The 20,997-nt window shown below is 73.2% G+C and carries 19 protein-coding genes; 14 read left to right on the top strand and 5 right to left on the bottom strand.

Annotation, left to right across the window (positions count from 1 at the left end; translation table 11 throughout):
* Positions 1 to 210: 210 nt before the first annotated feature.
* From ACIGG8_RS19205 to ACIGG8_RS19215, 3 genes are all read left to right on the top strand, one after another.
* On the top strand, positions 211 to 813 hold the full coding sequence (locus ACIGG8_RS19205; protein ID WP_396549310.1) for an FABP family protein: 603 nt from the start codon (positions 211 to 213) through the stop codon (positions 811 to 813).
* A 114-nt stretch (positions 814 to 927) separates the two neighbouring features.
* Positions 928 to 1,410, top strand: coding sequence for a Fur family transcriptional regulator (locus ACIGG8_RS19210; protein WP_350525685.1), 483 nt, complete (start codon positions 928 to 930; stop codon positions 1,408 to 1,410).
* 19 nt (positions 1,411 to 1,429) lie between these two features.
* Entirely contained in the window at positions 1,430 to 2,392 is a 963-nt protein-coding gene (locus ACIGG8_RS19215; protein WP_350525719.1) for a folate-binding protein, read from the top strand.
* 31 nt (positions 2,393 to 2,423) lie between these two features.
* On the opposite strand, the gene dtd is transcribed toward ACIGG8_RS19215, so the two are convergent.
* On the bottom strand, positions 2,424 to 2,864 hold the full coding sequence (gene dtd, locus ACIGG8_RS19220; RefSeq protein WP_350525684.1) for a D-aminoacyl-tRNA deacylase: 441 nt from the start codon (positions 2,862 to 2,864) through the stop codon (positions 2,424 to 2,426).
* 784 nt (positions 2,865 to 3,648) lie between these two features.
* Here dtd and ACIGG8_RS19225 point away from each other — a divergent pair.
* From ACIGG8_RS19225 to ACIGG8_RS19235, 3 genes are all read left to right on the top strand, one after another.
* Positions 3,649 to 4,269: an ABC transporter substrate-binding protein gene (locus tag ACIGG8_RS19225; protein ID WP_396549313.1), complete on the top strand. Its 621-nt coding sequence runs from the start codon at positions 3,649 to 3,651 to the stop codon at positions 4,267 to 4,269.
* 74 nt (positions 4,270 to 4,343) lie between these two features.
* Positions 4,344 to 5,303: an asparaginase gene (locus ACIGG8_RS19230; RefSeq protein WP_396549315.1), complete on the top strand. Its 960-nt coding sequence runs from the start codon at positions 4,344 to 4,346 to the stop codon at positions 5,301 to 5,303.
* A gap of 203 nt (positions 5,304 to 5,506) precedes the next feature.
* Positions 5,507 to 5,716 carry a dodecin gene (locus ACIGG8_RS19235; protein WP_350525681.1) on the top strand — a complete coding sequence of 70 codons (210 nt, stop codon included), beginning with the start codon at positions 5,507 to 5,509 and terminating at the stop codon, positions 5,714 to 5,716.
* A gap of 197 nt (positions 5,717 to 5,913) precedes the next feature.
* Here the strand turns inward: ACIGG8_RS19235 and ACIGG8_RS19240 are convergent, their stop codons facing one another.
* Entirely contained in the window at positions 5,914 to 6,582 is a 669-nt protein-coding gene (locus ACIGG8_RS19240; RefSeq protein ID WP_396549317.1) for a heme oxygenase (biliverdin-producing), read from the bottom strand.
* A gap of 374 nt (positions 6,583 to 6,956) precedes the next feature.
* Entirely contained in the window at positions 6,957 to 7,448 is a 492-nt protein-coding gene (locus ACIGG8_RS19245; protein ID WP_030244505.1) for an inorganic diphosphatase, read from the bottom strand.
* A gap of 76 nt (positions 7,449 to 7,524) precedes the next feature.
* On the opposite strand from ACIGG8_RS19245, the gene dacB reads away from it, so the two are divergent.
* From dacB to folE, 6 genes are all read left to right on the top strand, one after another.
* On the top strand, positions 7,525 to 9,141 hold the full coding sequence (gene dacB, locus ACIGG8_RS19250; protein ID WP_396549319.1) for a D-alanyl-D-alanine carboxypeptidase/D-alanyl-D-alanine-endopeptidase: 1,617 nt from the start codon (positions 7,525 to 7,527) through the stop codon (positions 9,139 to 9,141).
* Between the two features lie 312 nt (positions 9,142 to 9,453).
* On the top strand, positions 9,454 to 10,623 hold the full coding sequence (locus ACIGG8_RS19255; protein WP_350525678.1) for a zinc-dependent metalloprotease: 1,170 nt from the start codon (positions 9,454 to 9,456) through the stop codon (positions 10,621 to 10,623).
* A 279-nt stretch (positions 10,624 to 10,902) separates the two neighbouring features.
* Positions 10,903 to 12,030 carry a tRNA lysidine(34) synthetase TilS gene (tilS, locus tag ACIGG8_RS19260; RefSeq protein ID WP_396549321.1) on the top strand — a complete coding sequence of 376 codons (1,128 nt, stop codon included), beginning with the start codon at positions 10,903 to 10,905 and terminating at the stop codon, positions 12,028 to 12,030.
* Positions 12,031 to 12,101: 71 nt separating this feature from the next.
* Positions 12,102 to 12,656 carry a hypoxanthine phosphoribosyltransferase gene (gene hpt / locus ACIGG8_RS19265; RefSeq protein ID WP_030059589.1) on the top strand — a complete coding sequence of 185 codons (555 nt, stop codon included), beginning with the start codon at positions 12,102 to 12,104 and terminating at the stop codon, positions 12,654 to 12,656.
* Between the two features lie 227 nt (positions 12,657 to 12,883).
* Positions 12,884 to 14,938, top strand: coding sequence for an ATP-dependent zinc metalloprotease FtsH (ftsH, locus tag ACIGG8_RS19270; RefSeq protein ID WP_350525676.1), 2,055 nt, complete (start codon positions 12,884 to 12,886; stop codon positions 14,936 to 14,938).
* Between the two features lie 107 nt (positions 14,939 to 15,045).
* Positions 15,046 to 15,651, top strand: coding sequence for a GTP cyclohydrolase I FolE (folE, locus tag ACIGG8_RS19275; protein WP_093861483.1), 606 nt, complete (start codon positions 15,046 to 15,048; stop codon positions 15,649 to 15,651).
* 37 nt (positions 15,652 to 15,688) lie between these two features.
* Here the strand turns inward: folE and ACIGG8_RS19280 are convergent, their stop codons facing one another.
* Together ACIGG8_RS19280 and ACIGG8_RS19285 are read right to left on the bottom strand one after the other, a co-directional pair.
* A complete protein-coding gene (locus tag ACIGG8_RS19280) occupies positions 15,689 to 16,477 on the bottom strand; it encodes a ferritin-like domain-containing protein (RefSeq protein ID WP_350525674.1) in 789 nt (262 codons plus the stop codon).
* Positions 16,478 to 16,597: 120 nt separating this feature from the next.
* Positions 16,598 to 17,752 carry an alpha/beta hydrolase-fold protein gene (locus ACIGG8_RS19285; RefSeq protein ID WP_350525673.1) on the bottom strand — a complete coding sequence of 385 codons (1,155 nt, stop codon included), beginning with the start codon at positions 17,750 to 17,752 and terminating at the stop codon, positions 16,598 to 16,600.
* A 381-nt stretch (positions 17,753 to 18,133) separates the two neighbouring features.
* On the opposite strand from ACIGG8_RS19285, the gene ACIGG8_RS19290 reads away from it, so the two are divergent.
* Positions 18,134 to 19,975 (top strand): phosphatidylglycerol lysyltransferase domain-containing protein, encoded by a 1,842-nt coding sequence (locus ACIGG8_RS19290; RefSeq protein WP_396549324.1) that lies wholly within the window; start codon positions 18,134 to 18,136, stop codon positions 19,973 to 19,975.
* Between the two features lie 146 nt (positions 19,976 to 20,121).
* On the top strand, positions 20,122 to 20,994 hold the full coding sequence (folP, locus tag ACIGG8_RS19295) for a dihydropteroate synthase (RefSeq protein WP_396549326.1): 873 nt from the start codon (positions 20,122 to 20,124) through the stop codon (positions 20,992 to 20,994).
* Positions 20,995 to 20,997 lie beyond the last annotated feature (3 nt).

A 20,997-nucleotide genomic window follows, 5' to 3' on the forward strand; every position in this document is an offset into this window, starting at 1 on the left:
GAGTGAGCGGAGCAAAATCCACCACACTGTCGCCGCCTGGGAGCCCCCCGTGTCCGGTCTGGAAATGTTCTTCGACGGTCTGCTGGCCCTCATGGCCGTGCTGATCACCTGGTTCGCCATCTTCTCGGTGATGAAGCTGTACCAGGGTCAGCGCTGAGCCTGCCGTACGGTTGAGGCAGCCCCACACCGACGACGACAGCGACCAGGAACATGATCGAGATCCCCTCTGACCTCCACAAGGACGTCGTGCCGCTCGCCTTCCTCCTCGGCACCTGGGAGGGCGCGGGCGTCTACGCCCCTCTGCCGGGTGAGGGGGGTCCGCGCACGGAGAAGTGCAACTTCGGCCAGGAGATCGTGATCCGCCACGACGGCCGGCCCTTCCTGGAGTTCCGCTCCCGCACCTGGGTGCTGGACAACGACGGCGAGAAGGTCCGCCCGCTGGAGAACGAGCACGCGTTCTGGCGCATCACGAGCAACCCCGACGGCACCAGCGGCGCCCGGGGGATCGAGATCTCCTCCGTCCGCGACGACGGCACGGTCGAGATCTGGTACGGCGAGCTGGCCGACGGCAAGCCCCAGGTCGACGTCTCGACCGACGCGGTGGCCCGGATCGAGGGCTCGCCGGAGTACTCGGGCGGCAAGCGGCTGTACGGCTTCGTCAACGGCGAACTGCTGTGGGTCGGCGAGAAGGCCGCCCCGAGCGTGCCGCTGCGCCCGTACATGTCCGCGCAGCTGAAGAAGGTGCTCAGCCCGGCCCAGCTGATCAAGGACATCAACGACCTGCCGGACGACGGCATCGCGTTCTTCAAGTAGGCACGGCTCCGGCAACAGCGCAGTCCGTGCAAGTGTAGGGACCGGCCCCGGGCCGGTCCCTACACTTGCATCAGGACCCCCGACTTTCCATCTTTCCTTGGCAGGGACAGCACCGTGGCGGACACCGGCACCACCGACTGGCAGCTCTCCGGCGACTGGCACCTCTCCGACGGCTGGAAGGCCGACCTGCGTGAGCGCGGCTACCGCCTCACCCCGCAGCGGCAGCTCGTGCTGGAGGCCGTCGACGTCCTCGACCACGCCACCCCCGACGACATCCTCTGCCACGTCCGGCGGACCGCCAGCGGCATCAACATCTCCACCGTCTACCGGACCCTGGAGCTGCTGGAGGAGCTGGGCCTGGTCTCGCACGCCCACCTCGGCCACGGTGCCCCGACCTACCACCTGGCCGGCCGCCACCACCACCTGCACCTGGTCTGCCGGGACTGCGAGAAGGTCACCGAGACCGGCACCGAGATCGCCCAGCCGCTGATCGACAGCCTGCGCGCGCAGCACGGCTTCGACACCGACCTCAAGCATTTCGCCATCTTCGGCCGCTGTGCCGACTGCACCGCCAAGCTCGCCGAGGGCCGGTCGTAAGCTGGCCGGTATGACCGGTGTGAAGAGCCCGCTGCTTGCCCTGCCCGGAGCCGTCCCCGCCGAGGGGGCCGACGAGGGCGTCGCCGCCCACTACGGCGACATCTTCCGCGAGCAACGCCACCTCGCGCAGGGCACCGGCTTCGTCGACCTCTCGCACCGCGGGGTCGTCACCGTCACCGGCGCCGACCGCCTCGCCTGGCTGCACCTGCTGGTCACCCAGCACGTCAGCGAGCTTCCCCCGCAGCAGGCCGCCGAGGCGCTGGTGCTCTCCCCGAACGGGCACGTCGAGCACGCGCTCTACCTGGTGGACGACGGCACCACCACCTGGGCGCACGTCGAGCCGGGCACCCAGGGTGCGCTGGTCGCCTACCTGGAGAGCATGAAGTTCTTCTACCGGGTGGAGGTCGCCGACGCGACCGCCGAGTACGCCGTTGTCCACCTGCCGGCCGGCTCCACCGGCTCCGTCGAGGGCGCCGCGGCCGTCCGCGAACTCCCCTACGGGCGCGACCTGTTCGTGCCGCGCGCCGACCTGGAGAAGCTCACCGCCGGGTACGGTCCGGCGGCCGGGATCTGGGCGTACGAGGCCCTGCGGATCGAGGGCCACCGGCCCCGGCTCGGCTTCGAGACCGACCACCGGACCATCCCGCACGAGGTGGACTGGCTGCGCACCGCCGTCCACCTGCAGAAGGGCTGCTACCGCGGCCAGGAGACCGTCGCCCGGGTGCACAACCTGGGCCGGCCGCCGCGCCGACTGGTCTTCCTGCACCTGGACGGCACCGAGGAGTCGCTGCCCCCGCACGGCACCGAGGTCCGGCTGGCCACCGACCCGGACGGGCGGTCGCTGGGCTTCGTGACCTCCTCGGCCCGCCACCACGAGCTGGGGCCGATCGCGCTGGCGATCGTCAAGCGGAACGTCCCGGTGGACGCGGTGTTGCTGGCCGGGACGGTGCCGGGCACCCAGGACGTGATCGTCCCGCAGTAGCCGGGGCGGGGCTCCGGCCTCCGGCCTCAGATCAGACCTCGACGAGGACGGTGAACGGGCCGTCGTTCACCAGCGCCACCTGCATGTCGGCGCCGAACCGGCCCGTCTCCACCTTGGCGCCCAGCGCCCGCAGCGCGCCGACCACCTCGTCCACCAGCGGCTCGGCGACCGGGCCGGGGGCGGCGGCGTTCCAGGTGGGGCGGCGGCCCTTGCGGGCGTCGCCGTAGAGCGTGAACTGGCTGATCACCAGCAGCGGGGCGCCGAGGTCGGAGCAACTCTGCTCGACGCCCTCCTCGTCGGCGGGCAGCAGCCGCAGCGTCCAGAGCTTGCGGGCCAGTTGGGCGGCCTTGGCGGGGGTGTCGTCGTGGGTGACGCCGACCAGGACGCAGAGCCCCGGCCCCTCGATCGCACCGACGGTCTCACCGGCCACGGTCACCCGGGCCTCGGTCACTCGCTGCACCACTGCTCGCATGCCGCCATTGTGCCGGAGGGCGGCGCGGCCACCGGAGGGGCCCCGGCGCGGCACAGCCGGGCGTCCCCGGGCGCTCCCGGGCGCTCCCGGGCGCTCCCGGCGGCGTGGGCGATGGTCGGGCGACGGACCGGGACAGGCCGGGCGACGGGCCGGACGGTGCGGGCGGTGCCGGCCGGGCGGTGCGGGGACGGCGCCCGCCCCGTCGTCACGCGCTCCGCCCGCTGTCGCGCGCCCCCACGGGCGCTGCGCGGGCGGTCCGCCCGTCCCTCGGCACCCGCTTCTGCACGTCGCTCCCCGTGCGCCCGCCGCCCGTCGCGCCGCATCCCCCACGTGCGTCACAGAGGTCGTCCCAGGGCGCAGACGAGGGGCGCGCACGATGGTTGCGCACGCCGCAAAGTGGGCGCCTGCGCCGGTTCGGGCGCTGCTCTTCCTGCGGAAAGGGCCGGTCATATCAGCCACCCCCGTTCGCCAGGGGGCCGTTCGGGTGCACGGGCGGTGCGCGCGCGCCGGGTGGGGTGGCACGCTGTGGACCGTACGAAGGGTCCGGGGCGCCAGGAGGTCCGCCGCGCCGGGCCCGGGTTCGGCCGGGCGGTCGAGTCGGTAGGTCAGGCGTTCTGGTGGTGTCGCCCCGACGGGTGGTCGCGACCGGGGAGCGGAACCTCCGGGGGGCTCCCGGGCGTGCCGAGGGACGGAACGCCGAGCCCGTCGGGGGACGGGCCGGACCGGCGGCAGGGACGGGGTTGCCGCGAGCGGGCGGGATCGACGACGGCAGGTGGGTTGGGTGATGGACGCGAGCAGCGCGGCGCGGGACCGGTCCGGGCGGATGGCGCCGGCCCCCGGGGGCCCGTGCGGTCCGGTGGCGGACGCGGAGGACGAGCCCGATCTGGAGGGGCTGGGCCTGGACCAGCTGCGGGTGCTGCGCCGGGAGACCCTGGAGCAGGAGGCCGACCTGTCCTACCTGCGGCGGCTGCTGCACGGGCGGATGGACATCCTGCGCGCCGAGCTCGACCGGCGCCCCGCCGCCGGCCCGGTCCGGGCGGCCGGCGTGCCCGGCCCCGACCCGGCCCCCGGCGACCTGCTGGACCGGTTGCCGGCCATCCTGACCGACGCGCCCTCCACCGTGCGGCGCTCGGCCCGGCACGTGACCCTCGGCCCGCCGCGCACCCGGGAGTCCGGGCTGGAGGCGGACGCGCTCATGGGCGACGTCCAGCTCGCCGACCTGGCGGCGCACCCGGCCGAGGAGCTGCTGGCCGCCCTGGAGCGGCTGCGGGCGCACGAGCGGGAGGTGTCCGGACGGCGTCAGCGGCTGCTGCGCACGGCCGACGGTTGCAATGCCGAGATCACCCGCAGGTACCGTGATGGGGAAGCACGGGTCGACGACCTGCTCGCAGGGGGGCCGCTCTGACCGGGTGAGTCGCTGCGGGCGGGTGGAGCCCGGCTCGTTCCCGGCTCACCCTCGCCCCGGAAGGCTCAACCCCCATGCCCCAGCTCGCCACCGTGCCCGTGCTCGCCGAGGTCATACGATCGGGCTTCGTCGAGGGCCACCACCACGGTTCCCTGGTGCTGCTCGCCGCCGACGGCTCGGTCGAGTTCGCGCTGGGCGACCCGGACGCACCGGTCTTCCCGCGGTCGACGGCCAAGCCGTTCCAGGCGGTGGCCACCCTGCGGGCCGGGCTGTCGATCGACGCCGAGCTGTTGGCGCTGGCCGCCTCCAGCCACTCTGCAGAATCGTTTCACCTGGCCGGTGTGAGAGCCATCCTCGGCGCCGCCGGGCTCGACGAGTCGGCCCTGCGGACCCCGGCCGACCTGCCGCTGGACGAGACCGAGGCGGAGCTGCTGCTCGGCGCCGGCGGTCGGCGCGCCCCGATCCTGATGGACTGCTCGGGCAAGCACGCCGGCTGGCTGGCCGCCTGCGTGGCCAACGGCTGGGACACCGAGAGCTACCTCGACCCGTCCCACCCGATCCAGCTGCTGGCCCGCGAGGCCCTGGAGGAGGGCACCGGCGAGACGCCCGCGCACGCCGGGGTGGACGGCTGCGGCGCCCCGCTGCTGGCCGTCACGCTGACCGGCCTGGCTCGCGGCTACCGCGGCCTGGTGCTGGCCCCCGAGGGGTCCGCGCCGCGCCGGGTGGCCGACGCGATGCGCGCCCACCCCGAGTACGTGGCCGGCACCCGCCGGGCCGACACCTGGCTGATGCGGGCGATCCCGGGCGCGCTGTCCAAGATGGGCGCCGAGGCCGTCCAGGTGGTGGCGCTGCCGGACGGGCGGGCACTGGCCTTCAAGATCGACGACGGCGGTGAGCGCGCCCGCGGCCCGGTGCTGGCGGCCGCGCTGCGCCGGCTCGGGGTGGCCGGGGCGGACGAGACCGTCGAGCGGATCGGCGCGGCCCCGCTGTTCGGCGGCGGCGCGCCGGTCGGACAGGTGCGGGCGGCCTTCTAGGCCCGGCACCCGGGAGCCCGGCCCGGCGCCCTGGGGCCGGTCCTCCGGGGCCCGATCCGGGAGCCCTTGGGGCCCCTGTCCGGGCAGGGCCCCCGGAGTCCCGGGGCCCGGCTCGGGGGCGGCGGCGGCCCGTCGGGGTGCGGGCGGGGCGGGGGCGGTGCACGGTGGACCGGGGGACCGTCGCACAGCTGAGGGAGTCCGCCATGACCGACCACGTGTACCGGGTGACCGAGATCGTCGGGTCCTCGACCGAGAGCATCGACGCCGCGATCCGCAACGGGGTGGAGCGGGCCGCCCGGACGCTGCGCAACCTCGACTGGTTCGAGGTGTCCCAGGTCCGGGGGCATCTGGAGGACGGCCGGATCAAGCACTACCAGGTCTGTATCAAGGTCGGCTTCCGGCTGGAGGACTGACCCGGTTCAGCCGCGCCGCGGCAGGCCCGGCGGCACCCCGGTGCGTAGGTGCGCCGGCACCTCCACCGGGTGGCCGTACGCCTCGCCGAGCAGCGGTGGGCGCAGCACCTCGGCGGCCGGCCCGTCCGTGACCGTCGCCCCGGCGGGCGGTCGTTCGCCGGGGCCGGCCCGCCTCCGGTGGCGTCGGAGGGCGGCGCCTACGCGCTGAGCGGGTAGCGCGAGTCCAGGTCGCGGAAGACCGCTCCGTTGAGCACGAAGGCCCGCTTGCACTCCTCGACCACCCGGCGCCGCTCGACCTCGTCCATCGCCGTCCCGGCAGCGTCCAGCTTGGCCCGGTACTCGCGCTTGAAGGCGGCCGGGTTGTCGACCTCCTCGAAGACGTAGAACCGCACGCCGTCGCCCTTGCGCGCGAAGCCCCAGGTCCGCTCGGCCACGCCCCGGATGATCTGGCCGCCCGACAGATCGCCCAGGTAGCGGGTGTAGTGGTGCGCGATGTACCCGGCGGGCCACGCGGCGGCCAGCTCCTCCACGCGCGCGACGTACGCGGCGGTGGCCGGCAGCGGCGCCAGTCCGTCCCGCCAGCCGGGCCCGCGCAGGTGCGCCAGGTCGCGCTCGATGGCGGCGGTGCGCAGCAGCGCGCCGTCGATGAAGGGGCCGGCCAGCGGGTGCTCCGCGAGCTGCCCGGTCCGGCTCTCCAACGCCCGGTAGACGTGCCAGAGCTGGCCGGTGAGGTCGGCGTACGCCTCGATCCCGAGGCGCCCGTTCAGCAGGTGGCTCATGAACGAGGAGTGTTCGGCGGCCTCGTGCTCCTCGCTGCTGGCGGTGCGGAGCACGGTGGAGAACGGGACGGGCGCGGGCGCGGGCATGCGGCCTCCAGCGATCGGATGCGGCCGGGTCGGATCCGGCCCCGACAGTTTTGGTTAGGCTAACCTTAGTTCACATCGTGCCGACAGTCTGTCGGCAACCAGTCTGGCAAGCCGGCCCGGCCACCGCTCCGCGAAACGGAACGGCCCCGATCGGAACGGCCCCGATCGGAACGGCCCCGATCGGAACGGCCCCGATCGGAACGGCCCGCATCGGAACGGCAGGAACGGCCCGAGCGGAAGGGACCGGCCGGACCGGACGGCCCGGCCCCGGACACGACAGAGGCCGGGGCCCGCGGACGAATCCGCGAACCCCGGCCCCAGGCTGTCCCGACCTACCTCGAACGGTCCTGATCGATCGAGATCGGAACGACGGCTCAGTGGCCGCCCTGCTCCGCCAGGCGCTTGATCGAAGCGGTGACCTCGGCCTCGGCCTCGGCGCGGCCGACCCAGTTGGCACCCTCGACGGACTTGCCGGGCTCCAGGTCCTTGTAGACCTCGAAGAAGTGCTGGATCTCCAGGCGGTCGAACTCCGACACGTGGTGGATGTCGCGCAGGTGCTCCCAGCGCGGGTCGGTCGCCGGGACGCAGAGCAGCTTGTCGTCGCCGCCGGCCTCGTCGGTCATCTGGAACATGCCGATGGCGCGGCACTTGATGAGGCAGCCCGGGAAGGTCGGCTCGTCCAGGATGACCAGGGCGTCCAGCGGGTCGCCGTCCTCGCCGAGCGTGCCCTCGACGTAGCCGTAGTCGGCCGGGTAGCGGGTCGAGGTGAAGAGCATCCGGTCGAGCCGCAGGCGACCGGTCTCGTGGTCGACCTCGTACTTGTTACGAGAGCCCTTCGGGATTTCGATAAGGACGTCGAACTCCAACGGTTCCTCCAAGGTAGGGACTGACAGAATCCAAGTGTCTCCTACGGGAGTGGGTGCTCGGGAAAGGGGCCGGTCGGTGAGCGCTGGGGGAGGGGCGGTCCGCCGCCGCAGGGGGACGGCCGCGGGGCTGTTCGGAGCGGCGCTGCTGGTCGCCGGAACGGTCCTGACCTCGGGCGGTGCGTACGCGCAGCCCTCACCGCCCCCGGGCGGGCACAGCACCGGGCACGGCGAGGACGACGACCGCGACGGCGGCCGGGACGGCAGCGGCGGCAAGAAGGGTGACCACGGGAAGGGCGGCGCCAAGCCGGGGCCGGGCGACAGTCCGGGCGCCGCACCCGCCCGCCGGTCCGGGCCCTCCGCGGCCCCCGCGCCCGCGAACACCGGTGGCGACCCGTCCGCCGCGCGCCCGGCCCCCGTGGCGGGCAACGTCCTGGCCTCCGCCGACGGCGCTCCGACGGCCGCCGTCCCCACCGCGCAGGGCCTCCGGCAGGCGCTCGCCGGCGCCGTCGCCGACCCGAACCTCGGTGACGTCACCTTCGCCGTCGCGGACGCCGCCGACGGCCGGCTCCTGTACGGCTCGGGCGAGAACACCCCGGCCACCCCCGCCTCCACCACCAAGCTGGCCACCTCGATCGCGGCCCTGTCCCTGCTCCCCGGCGACACCCGGCTGACCACCAAGGTGGTCCGCGGCGCGGATCCGGGCACGATCACGCTGGTCGGCGGCGGCGACCCGACGCTCACCGCACTGCCCGCCGACCAGGTGCAGATCGGCGGTCAGCCCGTCGACGCCGACACCGCCCCCGCCTCGCTGGACGCCCTCGCCCGGCAGACCGCCGCCGCCCTGGCCGCCGCCGGCACCACCGCGGTCAAGCTGGACTACGACCTGTCGATGTACGCCGGCAACCCGCAGCACAACAACCACGACGGGCAGAACATCGCCCTGGTCGTCCCGCTGATGGTGGACGAGGCCAAGGCGGACCCGAAGAGCCGCGAGGACGCGCCGGACCGCGTCCCCGACCCGGCCGGCGCGGCCGCCGGGGCCTTCGCCGCCCTGCTCAAGGCCCAGGGCATCACCGTGCAGGGCGGGCCCGGGCCCGCCGCCGCGCCGGCCGCCGCCGACGCGCCCGTCCTCGGCCGGGTCGACTCGCCCACGCTCGACCGCCTGGTCGAGCGCCTGCTGACCACCTCCGACAACCAGCTGGCCGAGGCGATCGCCCGTCAGGCCGCGCTCGCGGCCCACCAGCCGGCGAGCTTCGAGGGGGCGGCGGCCGCCGTCACCCGGGAACTGACCCGGCTCGGCGTGCCGATGGGCGACGTGGTCCTCAACGACGGCAGCGGCCTGCACACGGGCAACGCGATCCCGCCCGCCGTGCTGGTCCGGCTGCTCTCCCTGGCGGCCTCCGCGGAGCACCCCGCCCTGCGGCCGGTGCTCACCGGTCTCCCGGTCGCCGGCTTCACCGGCACCCTCGGCAAGCGCTACGGCTCCGGCTCCGGCTCCGCTGACGCGGCCGGCCTGATCCGCGCCAAGACCGGCACCCTCCGCGGCGTCAACACCCTCGCCGGCACGGTCGTCGACGCCGACGGCCGCCTCCTCGCCTTCGCCGTCATGACCCGCACCCCCGCCCCCGCCGACACCGCCCGCGCCGCCATGGACCGCATAGCCGCCCACCTCGCCGGCTGCGGCTGCCACTGATCCACCCGCCCGTCCCCGCCCCGCCGGCGCCGCTCGGCGCCGGCCCCCGGGTCGCCGTGGTCCTCCCGCGGGGACGGCGGCGACCAGGCGCGGCGCCGCCCCTCCCGCGCGCGGCCCCGGGTGCCCCCGCCGCGCCCCCCGGCGGGCCCACCGTCCACCCGGCGCGGAGCGTCACGGCTCCCGGGCAGCACGGGAGTTGGCGTGCCGACCGGGTCGGGGCCGGTGCCGGGAGGCCGCGCCCCGGGGCGCCGGGGGCGAGGTGTTCCGGGTGGGTGGCTGCCGTTGGTGGTGGGGAGCACGTACGGTGAGGGCATGACGAGCGCGAGTGGCGGTGCTGACATGGTCGACTGGAACCTCGCGGTCGCGACTGCGACCAGGCTGGTGAGGCCGGGCCCGGAGGTGAGCCGGGAGGAGGCGGCGGCGGTGGTCGCCGAGCTGCGCCGGCACGCCCTGGAGGCGGAGGAGCACGTTCGGGCGTTCACCGGCATGCAGTCGTCGAGCCTGGCCCGGGCCGCGGCGACGCCGGTGCTGGTGGTGGACCGCCCCGGGTGGGTGCGGGCCAACGTGGCGGGCTTCCGTACGGTCGTCCAGCCGCTGGTGGAGAAGCTGCAGGCGCGCCGGACGAACAGCGCGACGGCCGGGGTGTTCGGCACCGTGGGGGAGAAGGCGACCGGCATCGAGGTCGGGGCGCTGCTGGCGTTCCTGGCGACGAAGGTGCTGGGCCAGTACGAGACCTTCGCCCCGGCGGAGCCCTCGCTGGAGGCGCCGGACAGTCCGGCGGCGCTGTTCGACAAGCCGCGGCTGGGGCCGGACGGTCCCGGGCCGGGCCGGCTGCTGCTGGTGGCGCCGAACATCGTGCACGTCGAGCGTGAGCTGGACGTCGACCCGTCCGACTTCCGGCTCTGGGTCTGCCTGCACGAGGAGACGCACCGGACGCAGTTCACCGCGGTGCCGTGGCTGCGTGACCACATCCAGTCCGAGGTGCAGTCCTTCCTCGCCGAGACGGACGTCGACCCGGGCGCGCTGCTGGACCGGCTGCGGGACGCGGCGGGCTCGCTCGGCGGGCTGCCGGGCGTCGGCGGCCGGGAGGGCTCCTCGTCGAACCTGATGGAGATCGTCCAGTCGCCCGCGCAGCGCGAGATCCTCGCCCGGCTGACGGCCGTGATGTCGCTGCTGGAGGGCCACGCGGACGTGGTGATGGACGGTGTCGGCCCGGCCGTGGTGCCGACGGTGGCGGAGATCCGGGAGAAGTTCCAGCAGCGCCGGGACCGCGGTGCGAACCGGCTGGACCTGTTGCTGCGCCGGCTGCTGGGCATGGACGCCAAGCTGCGCCAGTACCAGGACGGTGCGGTGTTCGTGCGCGGGGTGGTGGAGCGGGTCGGCATGGAGGGGTTCAACCGGGTGTGGACCTCGCCGAACACCCTGCCGACCAAGGAGGAGATCCACGACCCGGCCGCCTGGGTGGCCCGGGTGGCCCGCTGAGCGCCCGTCGTGAGGCAGGCGCGCCGCCAGCCGGACGGCAAGCGGCGCGCGGCGGTCAAACCCGCTCGTACGAGTGGTCCAATCGGGCAGATGGTGCGTGAAGAAGCGTTTCTTCATTCACCCGAACGTGGGACGGTGGTCGTACCGGTGGCGCGGGTGGCGTAGCGGGTCGCTCCTTTCTGCCACCATCTGTGAGCGCCCGGTAACAGGGCGCGCACGCAGTGTGCGGTCCCCGCCGCCCGCCGCAGTCCTGTCCCCCTCCGTCGAGGAGACTTCGCCGTGGGCCCTCACCCCGCCGTCGCCGCGATACGCCTGGCCGTTCGCCGCACGCTCGCCGACCTCGCCGCCGAGGCCGGTACCACCTTCACCGCGCCCGTGCGCGGGCCCCGCGAGCGCCCGGCCGGGGCGCCGCTGGTGGGTGCCGCCGTCGGCACCACCCTGATCGGCAACGCCGCGCGCCACCCGTCCGGGCTGCCCCGCACCCCGGCCGCGCCCGGTTCGCCGCTGGTCCTGGTCGCCGTCAGCGGCGGCGCCGACTCCATGGCGCTGGCCATCGCCGCCGCCTTCGAAGCCCCCAAGATCGGCCTGCGGGTCGGCGCCGTCACCGTCGACCACGGCCTGCAGCCCGGCTCCGCCGAGCGCGCCGACCAGGTGGCGGAGCGGCTGCGCTCGCTCGGCCTGGACCCGGTCGAGGCGGTCCCGGTGCGCGTCGGCCGGGCCGGCGGCCCGGAGGCGGCCGCCCGGGACGCCCGCTACGCCGCCCTGGACGAGGCCGCCGAACGCCACGGCGCCGTCGCCGTGCTGCTCGGCCACACCCGGGACGACCAGGCCGAGACCGTGCTGCTGGGCCTGGCCCGCGGCTCGGGCGCCCGTTCGCTGGCCGGGATGCCGGCCCAGAAGGGCCGCTACCGCCGTCCGCTGCTGGAGCTGGACCGGGCCGCCACCCGGCAGGCCTGCTCCGCCCAGTCGATCCCGGTCTGGGACGACCCGCACAACTGTGATCCCGCCTACACCCGCTCCCGGGTCCGCCACGAGGTGCTGCCGGTGCTGGAGAAGCACCTGGGCGGCGGCGTGGTCGAGGCGCTGGCCCGCACGGCCCGGCTGTTCCGCGACGACGCCGACGCCCTCGACCAGTGGGCCGCCCTGGCCGAACGCGACCTCCGTACGGGCGAGGGCGCCCTGGACGCCGTGAAACTGGCCGAACTGCCGCCGGCCGTCCGGCGCCGGGTGCTGCGCCGGGCCGCGCTGCGCGCGGGGTGTCCGGCCGGGGACCTCTTCGCCCGGCACCTGGAGACGATCGACCTGCTGGTCACCGGATGGCGCGGCCAGGGGCCGCTGCACCTACCCGGGGGCGTCGAGGCCACCCGCAGGTGTGGCACGCTGGTCTTTCGGCGGCAGGGCGACTGAGGGGCGAGGCATGCCCCGGGGGAGCCGGCCGCCGGCCACACAGACCCCGAACGTTTGAGGACGTATCCCCGGTGGACCAGAACGACATGGGCGCTGACCTCGCGAAGGTGCTCATCAGCAAGGACGAGATCGACGCCAAGCTCCTTGAGCTGGCCGAGCGCATCGACCGGGACTACGCAGGCAAGGACCTGCTGATCGTCGGCGTCCTCAAGGGTGCCGTCATGGTCATGGCCGACCTCGCCCGGGCCCTGCACTCGCAGGTCACCATGGACTGGATGGCCGTCTCCTCGTACGGGATGGGCACCAAGTCCTCCGGCGTGGTGCGGATCCTGAAGGACCTGGACACCGACATCGCCGGCCGTGACGTCCTGATCGTCGAGGACATCATCGACTCCGGCCTGACGCTGTCCTGGCTGCTGGGCAACCTGGGCTCGCGCGGTCCGGCCTCGCTGGAGGTCTGCACGCTGCTGCGCAAGCCGGATGCGGCCAAGGTCGAGATCGACGTGAAGTACGTCGGGTTCGACATCCCGAACGAGTTCGTGGTCGGCTACGGCCTGGACTACGCGGAGAAGCTGCGTAACCTCCCCTTCATCGGCACCCTCGCCCCGCACGTCTACGGCGGCTGAGGGCTCCGTTCGGGCTATGGGCGGGAACAGTGGGTCGTTCCCGCCCGTTGGACCGGGGGATCGAAGAACCAAGCCGTGTCCGCTGCGCTCCCGCCATCGGTGGGTCCGACTGCGGTACGGTCCAATAAAACCGCTCTTCACATGAGCACCGACCGGATGCGCCGCGGCCGACAGCCACACGGCGCCGTTGAGTGGCAGGAGGGACGGGGCGGCAACGCCCCGCATGGATGGACGTCAAGCGATACTTCCGTGCGCCGATCATGTGGATCGTGCTGGCCGTCCTCGCCGTCATCGTACTGATGCAGGTCGTTTCGGACTCGAACGGCTACAAGACGGTGGACACCGGTCAGGTCGTGGCGGCGATCGACGCGCACAACGTCAAGTCGGCGCAGATCACCACCGGTGACTCGAACACGATCAAGATCCAGCTGAAGGACGGCGCAACGCTGCCCAGCGCCGGTACGGGCAAGACCCCGTCCGGCACCAAGTTCCAGGCCTCGTACATCGGCGACCAGGGTGTCGCGATCGCCGACAAGCTGCAGGCCCAGGTCAACGACAAGGACTCGAACACCCTCGCCGAGGGCTACACCGTCAGTCCCGAGAAGCAGAGCACCTTCGTCAGCCTGCTGCTGTCGATGCTGCCGATCGTGATCATCGTCCTGGTGTTCCTGTTCCTGATGAACCAGATGCAGGGCGGCGGCTCCCGCGTCATGCAGTTCGGCAAGTCCAAGGCCAAGCTGCTCACCAAGGACACCCCGAAGACCACCTTCGCCGACGTCGCAGGCGCGGACGAGGCGGTCGAGGAGCTCCACGAGATCAAGGAGTTCCTGCAGGAGCCGGCCAAGTTCCAGGCCGTCGGCGCCAAGATCCCGAAGGGCGTGCTGCTCTACGGCCCGCCCGGGACCGGCAAGACCCTGCTGGCGCGCGCCGTCGCGGGCGAGGCCGGGGTGCCGTTCTACTCCATCTCCGGCTCGGACTTCGTCGAGATGTTCGTCGGTGTCGGCGCCAGCCGCGTCCGCGACCTCTTCGAGCAGGCCAAGGCGAACGCCCCGGCGATCGTCTTCGTCGACGAGATCGACGCCGTCGGCCGGCACCGCGGTGCGGGTCTCGGCGGCGGCCACGACGAGCGCGAGCAGACCCTCAACCAGCTGCTGGTCGAGATGGACGGCTTCGACGTCAAGGGCGGCGTGATCCTGATCGCCGCGACCAACCGCCCCGACATCCTGGACCCGGCGCTGCTGCGCCCGGGCCGCTTCGACCGCCAGATCGCGGTGGAGCGTCCCGACCTCCAGGGCCGACTGGACATCCTCAAGGTGCACCAGAAGGGCAAGCCGATCGCGCCCGACGTCGACCTCTCGGCCGTCGCCAAGCGCACCCCCGGCTTCACCGGTGCCGATCTGTCGAACGTCCTCAACGAGGCGGCGCTGCTGACCGCCCGCTCGGACAAGAAGCTGATCGACAACGGCATCCTGGACGAGGCGATCGACCGCGTCGTGGCCGGTCCGCAGAAGCGCACGCGGATCATGTCCGACAAGGAGAAGAAGATCACCGCGTACCACGAGGGCGGTCACGCCCTCGTCGCGGCGGCCTGCCAGTACAGCGACCCGGTGCACAAGATCACGATCCTGTCCCGCGGTCGGGCCCTCGGCTACACCATGGTGCTGCCGGACGAGGACAAGTACTCCACCACCCGCAACGAGATGCTCGACCAGCTGGCCTACATGCTGGGCGGGCGCGCGGCGGAGGAACTGGTCTTCCACGACCCGACCACCGGCGCCTCGAACGACATCGAGAAGGCCACCGCCACGGCGCGGGCCATGGTCACCCAGTACGGCATGACCGAGCGCCTGGGCGCGATCAAGTTCGGTTCCGACAACTCGGAGCCGTTCCTGGGCCGTGAGATGGGCCACCAGCGCGACTACTCGGAAGAGGTCGCCGCGCTGGTCGACGAAGAGGTCAAGAAGCTCATCGAGAGCGCGCACAACGAGGCCTGGGAGATCCTGGTCGAGAACCGCGACGTGCTCGACAACCTGGTGCTGGAGCTCCTGGAGAAGGAGACCCTCAACAAGGAGCAGATCGCCGAGATCTTCGCCCCGATCGTCAAGCGCCCGACCCGGCCGGCCTGGACGGGTTCCACCCGTCGCACGCCGTCCACCCGGCCTCCGGTGCAGTCCCCCAAGGAGCTGGCGCTCACCAACGGCGCCGTCTCCGGGGACACCGCTCCGGTGGACGTCGTGAAGCTCCCGCCGCTGCCGGCCTCCGAGCCGCCGGTCGAGGGCTGACCCCCGGTTCCGTAGGGAATGGATGCCGCGTCACCAGGGTTTGTACCCTGGAGGCGCGGCATCCGTGCTGTTCAGCCAGAGTCTTCCCACATGTAAGCGAGGCCCGCATGATCGACCCGGTGACGCTCGACGGTCCGCCCGCCGTCGGGACCTTCGACCAGAAGCGGGCCGAGAACGCCATCCGCGAGCTGCTGCTCGCCGTGGGGGAGGACCCGGACCGCGAGGGCCTGCTGGAGACCCCGGCCCGCGTCGCGCGGGCCTACAAGGAGATATTCGCGGGCCTGTGGCAGGAGCCCGAGGACGTCCTGACCACCACCTTCGACCTCGGCCACGACGAGATGGTGCTGGTCAAGGACATCGAGCTGACCTCGGTCTGCGAGCACCACCTGGTGCCGTTCCGCGGGGTGGCGCACGTCGGGTACATCCCGTCCCCCAGCGGCAAGATCACCGGGCTGTCCAAGCTCGCCCGGCTGGTCGACGTCTACGCCCGCCGGCCGCAGGTGCAGGAACGGCTGACCAGCCAGGTGGCCGACGCGCTGATGCGAATCCTGGAGCCGCGCGGGGCGATCGTCGTGGTCGAGTGCGAGCACATGTGCATGTCGATGCGCGGCATCCGCAAGCCCGGCGCCAAGACCATCACCTCCTGCGTGCGCGGTCAGCTGCGCGACCCGGCCACCCGGGCCGAGGCGATGAGCCTCATCATCGGCCGGTAGGGCCGGTAGGGCCCGGCCGAGCGGCAGGGAACGGCTCTCAGGGCACCTCGTGCTCCGCGTGCGGCGGAGCCGGGGTGCCCAGTGCGTTGCGGCGCTCGGGCATCCGCAGCGTGACCATCCGGCGCCAGCCGTAGGCGCGGTCGTACAGGTACAGCGCGTGCACCCCGAGGGTGACCAGGGCCAGCTGCCAGCGCGGCCAGCGCAGGATCCGGGCCATCCGGGAGGTGACCGCGAGGCCGACGTCCCGGTGGGTGCGGATCTCGCCGCGGGCGCTGGTCTCCAGGGTGTGCCGGATGTACGGGCCGTGCCCCTCGGCCCGGAGCCGCAGCAGCTCCTCGTGGCAGTACGCCAGGTGGTTGTCCTCGTCGGCGGAGATCATCCTCATCGCCCGGCCGAGGTCGGGGTTGTCCCCGTACACCTTGACCAGCTGGCGCATCTGCTCGGCGGCGCGCTGCTCGGTGACCCGGCTGTGCGCGAGGTAGGTGATGATCTCGCGCTCGGTCAGCGGGAGGTCGCTGTTCAGCCGCTCGTGGGAGAGGCCGACGCCCTGGCGCTCCAGCAGCATGCAGTAGTCGGCCTCGTCCGGGACCGGCACCTTGGGCAGGCCGCGCTTGGCCAGCAGCTGGGTGAAGATCCGGCCGTGCTTGCGCTCGTCGGCGCCGTGCCGGGCGACCTTCGGGGCGAGGACCGGGTCCCGCGTGAGCGTGGTGATCCGCTCGTTCTCCCAGCCGCCCTGGTCCTCACCGCCGGCCGCGATGCTGCAGAACAGCTGATAGGCCTGGTCGTTCCGGTAGATCTCGTTGAAGAGCGATCGGGTGCTCAGCACTGCGCCTCCTGCGCGGATCCGGGACGTCCGCGCGCCTGGGCGGCGAGCGGGGCGGCCTCGATGCGTTCCCCCCCGGCCGTCGGCCGCCCGGGCCGACCGGCGGGTAATCACTCACACGCGCTAGCCGAGGTGCGTGCCCAGCCATTCGAGCGAGGCCGGCAGCTCCTTGGTCCAGCTGTCGATGTTGTGCCCGCCGTCCTCCAGGTAGAGCGAGTCGACCTTGAACTGCGGGTTGGCCGCCGCGACCTGGGTGGCCTGATCGACGAACTGGACGGTCTGCGGGTAGTCCGACTCCTTGCGGGTGGAGACCACCAGGACGTTGAGCGTCGGCACCGGCAGGTTCTGCAGCCGCCATCCGAGGTCGTGCTGCTGGGTCAGCGCCTTGTCGCCGTTGAAGAGGTCGCCGCCGGTGTAGCCGTCCTGGCGCACGGTGAAGTCGCCGTGCAGGCTGGCCGCGGTGCCGAAGACGTTCGGGAAGCGCATCGCCAGGCGCAGCGCGCAGCTGCCCCCGGTGGAGTAGCCGAAGGTGGCCCAGGAGCCGGCCGTGCGGCCGACCCGGTAGGTGCTCAGGACGGCCTCCGGGACGTCCTTGGCGAACCAGGCCTCGGTGCGCGGCCCGCCGGGGACGTCCACGCACTCGGTGTCCCGGGACGGGACCACCCCCGGGCGGACCATCACCAGGACGGTCGGCGGCATCTTGCCGGAGCGCTCCAGCTCGTACGCCGTCTGGGGGAGGGAGAGGTCCTTGACCAGGTTCAGCGCCGTGCCCGGGTAGCCCGCGATGGCCAGCAGGACGGGGAAGCGGACCAGGGCGAACTTCGGGTCGAAGTACTCGGGCGGCAGGTAGACGAACATCTGGTCGGAGAAGCCCGTCTCCTTGCCGCTGACCTGGACCGACTCCACCTTGCCGACCTCCTCGGGGGTGCCCTTCGGCAGGTTGGTGACGGTCTCCAGGCCGCCCTCGGTGGTGGGCTGGATCAGCGCGTCGGCGACCGGGGTGCCGCCCTTGTGGTTCTCGTTGCTGGTCAGGGCGAGCTTGGCGCCGCTGTGGCCGAGCAGGTCGTTCCAGGACGTGTAGAACCCGAAGGAGTTGTTCACCGACAGCGCGAGCACGGCCACGATCGAGACTTGAACGACCGTCAGCAGGCCGATCCGGCCGAGCACGGGCAGGGGGCGCTGCCTGGCCAGCCGGGGCCAGACCCACAGGGTGGTGACCAGGGCCGCGGTCCCGAGTGCGAGCAGCGAGTTCATCAACGCGTCGCTGGTCAGTTCCATGCGGTCGGCCTTCCGGTGGGACACTGGCGGGGCAGGCTTCATCGTCTGGCGGCCCATCAGATCGGGCCACCGCAGCTAGGCTGTCCGGGCGCCCGGGCGGGGGCCGGAAGGGCGGGGGGAAGTCGCAGGCAACCGGCGCCCTAGAATGCGGCGTCCACCGTACGTAACGCGTCCCGGGGGGTGCCGCCGCGCCACGCTGCGGCGACCCCCCTGCTCCCACCGCCGGCTCAACCCCGCAGCGCGTCCACGGCCCCGGTTTACCGACCGTTTCCGGGTCCTTGGTATGCGCATTGCCTGATGAAGGAATAGGCATGAAGGTCCATCACGCGTCCTCCCCCGGAGTGACGGGACACCGCACCGCAGCCTCTACGCTGAGCTTCCATGAGCGTTCCCGTGTCCGTTGAGCCGAGCCCCGAGCAGCCGCCGCGCCGTCGCCGCGGCCTGCAGACGCTGCGCACCCAGGCAGCCGCTGTTCCGAGGGCCTGGCTCCCGGGCGCGGTCGGCTACGCCTGTCTGCTGATCGGGCTGGTGGACATCGCCAGCGCGGTGTTCCCCAAGCTCCGGCACACCAAGATGCACACGGTCGCCGGGCAGCTGCCGGGCGGCACCACCAGCCTGGCCGCGGTCGGCACGCTGATGGTCGGCATCCTGCTGGTGCCGCTCGCCCACGCGCTGCGCCGCCGCAAGCGTCGGGCCTGGCGGGTGGTCTGCGTGCTGCTGCCGCTCAGCGCGGCGCTGCACATCGTGCGCTGGCACCAGGTCGGCCCGGCGGTCGTCTCGCTGGTCGTCCTCGCCGTGATGCTCCTCCACCGGCGCGAGTTCTACGCCAAGGCCGACCCGCGCACCCGCTGGCGGGCGCTGGCCAACCTGGTCGTCATGGGCGTCCTCAGCGTGCTGCTCGGCCTGCTGATCGTGAGCACCCGGAGCAAGTACGAGATCGGCCACCCGGGCCTGACCCAGCGCCTGGAGCACGTCGGCTACGGACTCTTCGGCTTCGAGGGCCCGATCCGGTACACCAACATCCGGATGTCCGACCTGGTCGCCTACCTGCTCGGCGGGCTCGGGCTGCTGACCGCCTTCACCACCGCCTACCTGGCGCTGCGCCCGGGCAAGCCGAAGCCCGAGCTCACCGCGGAGGACGAGGAGAAGGTCCGCGAGCTGCTCGCGCGGCACGGCGAGCGCGACTCGCTCGGCTACTTCGCGCTGCGCCGCGACAAGAGCGTGCTGTTCTCGCCCACCGGCAAGGCCGCGATCTCCTACCGGGTGGTCTCCGGCGTGATGCTGGCCTCCGGTGACCCGGTCGGCGACGTCGAGGCCTGGCCGGGCGCGATCAAGGTGTTCATGGCCGAGGCCCGCGAGCACGCCTGGGTGCCGGCCGTGATGGGCTGCAGCGAGGTCGGCGGCGAGGTCTGGACCCGCGAGGCGGGCCTGGACGCGCTGGAGCTGGGCGACGAGGCGATCGTCGACACCTCGACCTTCTCGCTCGCCGGCCGGGCGATGCGCAACGTCCGCCAGATGGTCAAGCGCATCGAGCGCAACGGCTACTCCTGCAAGGTGCGCCGGGTCTCCGAGCTCACCGCGGAGGAGAAGTACCGGATCGCCGACGCCGCCGCCCGCTGGCGCGGCACGGACACCGAGCGCGGCTTCTCGATGGCACTGGGCCGCTTCGGCGACCCGCTGGACGACGACTGTGTGGTGGTCACCGCCCACAAGGACCCCGAGGAGGGCGAGAGCGGCGACGACCTGAAGGCCGTGCTGCACTTCGTCCCCTGGGGCCCGGACGGCATCTCGCTGGAGCTGATGCGCCGCGACCGCGCCGCCGACCCCGGCCTCAACGAGCTGCTGATCGTCGCCGCCCTCCAGGCGGTGCCCGCGCTGGGCGTCCGCCGGGTGTCGCTCAACTTCGCGATGTTCCGCTCGGCCCTGGCCCGCGGCGAGCGGATCGGCGCGGGCCCGGTGCTGCGCGCCTGGCGCGGACTGCTGGTGTTCCTGTCGCGCTGGTTCCAGATCGAGTCGCTGTACAAGTTCAACGCCAAGTTCCAGCCCGAGTGGGAGCCGCGCTTCCTGGTCTTCCCGAACACCCGGGACCTGCCGCGGATCGGCTTCGCCGCGATGCAGGCGGAGGCCTTCATCACCCTCGGCATGCCGCGCTTCGGCCGCAAGCGCCAGCGGGAGGGCCTGATGCCGGTCCCGTCGACCCGAGAGGTCACCGAGGCCGCCTGAGGCACCGCAGCCGTGAACGAGGCCCCCGCCGGGAATCCCCGGCGGGGGCCTCGTTCGATAATGGGGAGCATGAGCGAGCGCAGCGAGCGGATCACCGGAAGGCGCGCACGGGCCCAGGCCCCTGCCGAGCGGAACGGGGCGGGCGCATGAGCGAGACACCGTCCTTCTCCCTCCCGGTCGGTCTGCCGCGGCTCGAACGCTGCGCCGTGATGGGCGTGGTCAACGTCACGCCCGACTCCTTCTCGGACGGCGGGCTCTGGCACGACCCCGCCAAGGCGATCGCGCACGGGCTCGCCCTGCGGGCCCGCGGCGCGGACCTGGTGGACGTCGGCGGCGAGTCCACCCGGCCGGGCTCGCAGCGGGTGCCCGAGGAGGAGGAGCTGCGCCGGGTGGTCCCGGTGGTGCGCGAGCTCGCCGACGCCGGGGTGACCGTCTCCGTCGACACCATGCGCGCCTCGGTCGCCGAGCGGGCCGTCGAGGCCGGCGCCGCGATCGTCAACGACGTCTCCGGCGGGCTGGCGGACCCGGCGATGGCCCGGGTGGTCGCCGAGACCGGCGCGCCCTTCGTGGTGATGCACTGGCGCGGGCAGTCCGCGGACATGGACCGGCTGGCCGTCTACGACGACGTGGTGCGGGACGTGGTCGCCGAGCTCACCGCCCGGGTGGACGCGCTGCTGGCGGCCGGGGTCAAGGAGGACCAGCTGATCCTCGACCCGGGGCTCGGCTTCGCCAAGACCGCCGAGCACAACTGGACGCTGCTCGCCCGGCTGGACGCGCTCACCGCGCTCGGCCGTCCCGTCCTCGTGGCCGCTTCGCGCAAGCGGTTCCTGGGTACGCTGCTCGCCGACCCGGCAACCGGGGAACTGCGCCCGGCCCGGGAGCGCGACGACGCGACGGCCGCGGTGTCGGTGCTGTCGGCCCGGGCCGGAGCCTGGGCGGTGCGGGTGCACGACGTGTCCGGCACGGCGGACGCCGTACGGGTCGTCGCGGCGTGGCAGCACGCGGCGCGGTTGGGGTGAGGG

Source organism: Kitasatospora sp. NPDC085464 (assembly GCF_044541955.1).
Taxonomy (GTDB): Bacteria; Actinomycetota; Actinomycetes; order Streptomycetales; family Streptomycetaceae; genus Kitasatospora.

Bases quoted from the DNA above. Each gene is read 5' to 3' on its own strand.
- ACIGG8_RS19290 (WP_396549324.1), top strand. From the start codon at position 18,134: ATGAGCGTTCCCGTGTCCGTTGAGCCGAGCCCCGAGCAGCCGCCGCGC.
- ACIGG8_RS19205 (WP_396549310.1), top strand. From the start codon at position 211: ATGATCGAGATCCCCTCTGACCTCCACAAGGACGTCGTGCCGCTCGCC.
- folE (WP_093861483.1), top strand. From the start codon at position 15,046: ATGATCGACCCGGTGACGCTCGACGGTCCGCCCGCCGTCGGGACCTTC.
- ACIGG8_RS19285 (WP_350525673.1), bottom strand. From the start codon at position 17,752: ATGGAACTGACCAGCGACGCGTTGATGAACTCGCTGCTCGCACTCGGG.
- ftsH (WP_350525676.1), top strand. From the start codon at position 12,884: ATGGACGTCAAGCGATACTTCCGTGCGCCGATCATGTGGATCGTGCTG.
- ACIGG8_RS19235 (WP_350525681.1), top strand. From the start codon at position 5,507: ATGACCGACCACGTGTACCGGGTGACCGAGATCGTCGGGTCCTCGACC.
- dtd (WP_350525684.1), bottom strand. From the start codon at position 2,864: ATGCGAGCAGTGGTGCAGCGAGTGACCGAGGCCCGGGTGACCGTGGCC.
- ACIGG8_RS19240 (WP_396549317.1), bottom strand. From the start codon at position 6,582: ATGCCCGCGCCCGCGCCCGTCCCGTTCTCCACCGTGCTCCGCACCGCC.
- folP (WP_396549326.1), top strand. From the start codon at position 20,122: ATGAGCGAGACACCGTCCTTCTCCCTCCCGGTCGGTCTGCCGCGGCTC.
- ACIGG8_RS19230 (WP_396549315.1), top strand. From the start codon at position 4,344: ATGCCCCAGCTCGCCACCGTGCCCGTGCTCGCCGAGGTCATACGATCG.
- ACIGG8_RS19255 (WP_350525678.1), top strand. From the start codon at position 9,454: ATGACGAGCGCGAGTGGCGGTGCTGACATGGTCGACTGGAACCTCGCG.
- ACIGG8_RS19225 (WP_396549313.1), top strand. From the start codon at position 3,649: ATGGACGCGAGCAGCGCGGCGCGGGACCGGTCCGGGCGGATGGCGCCG.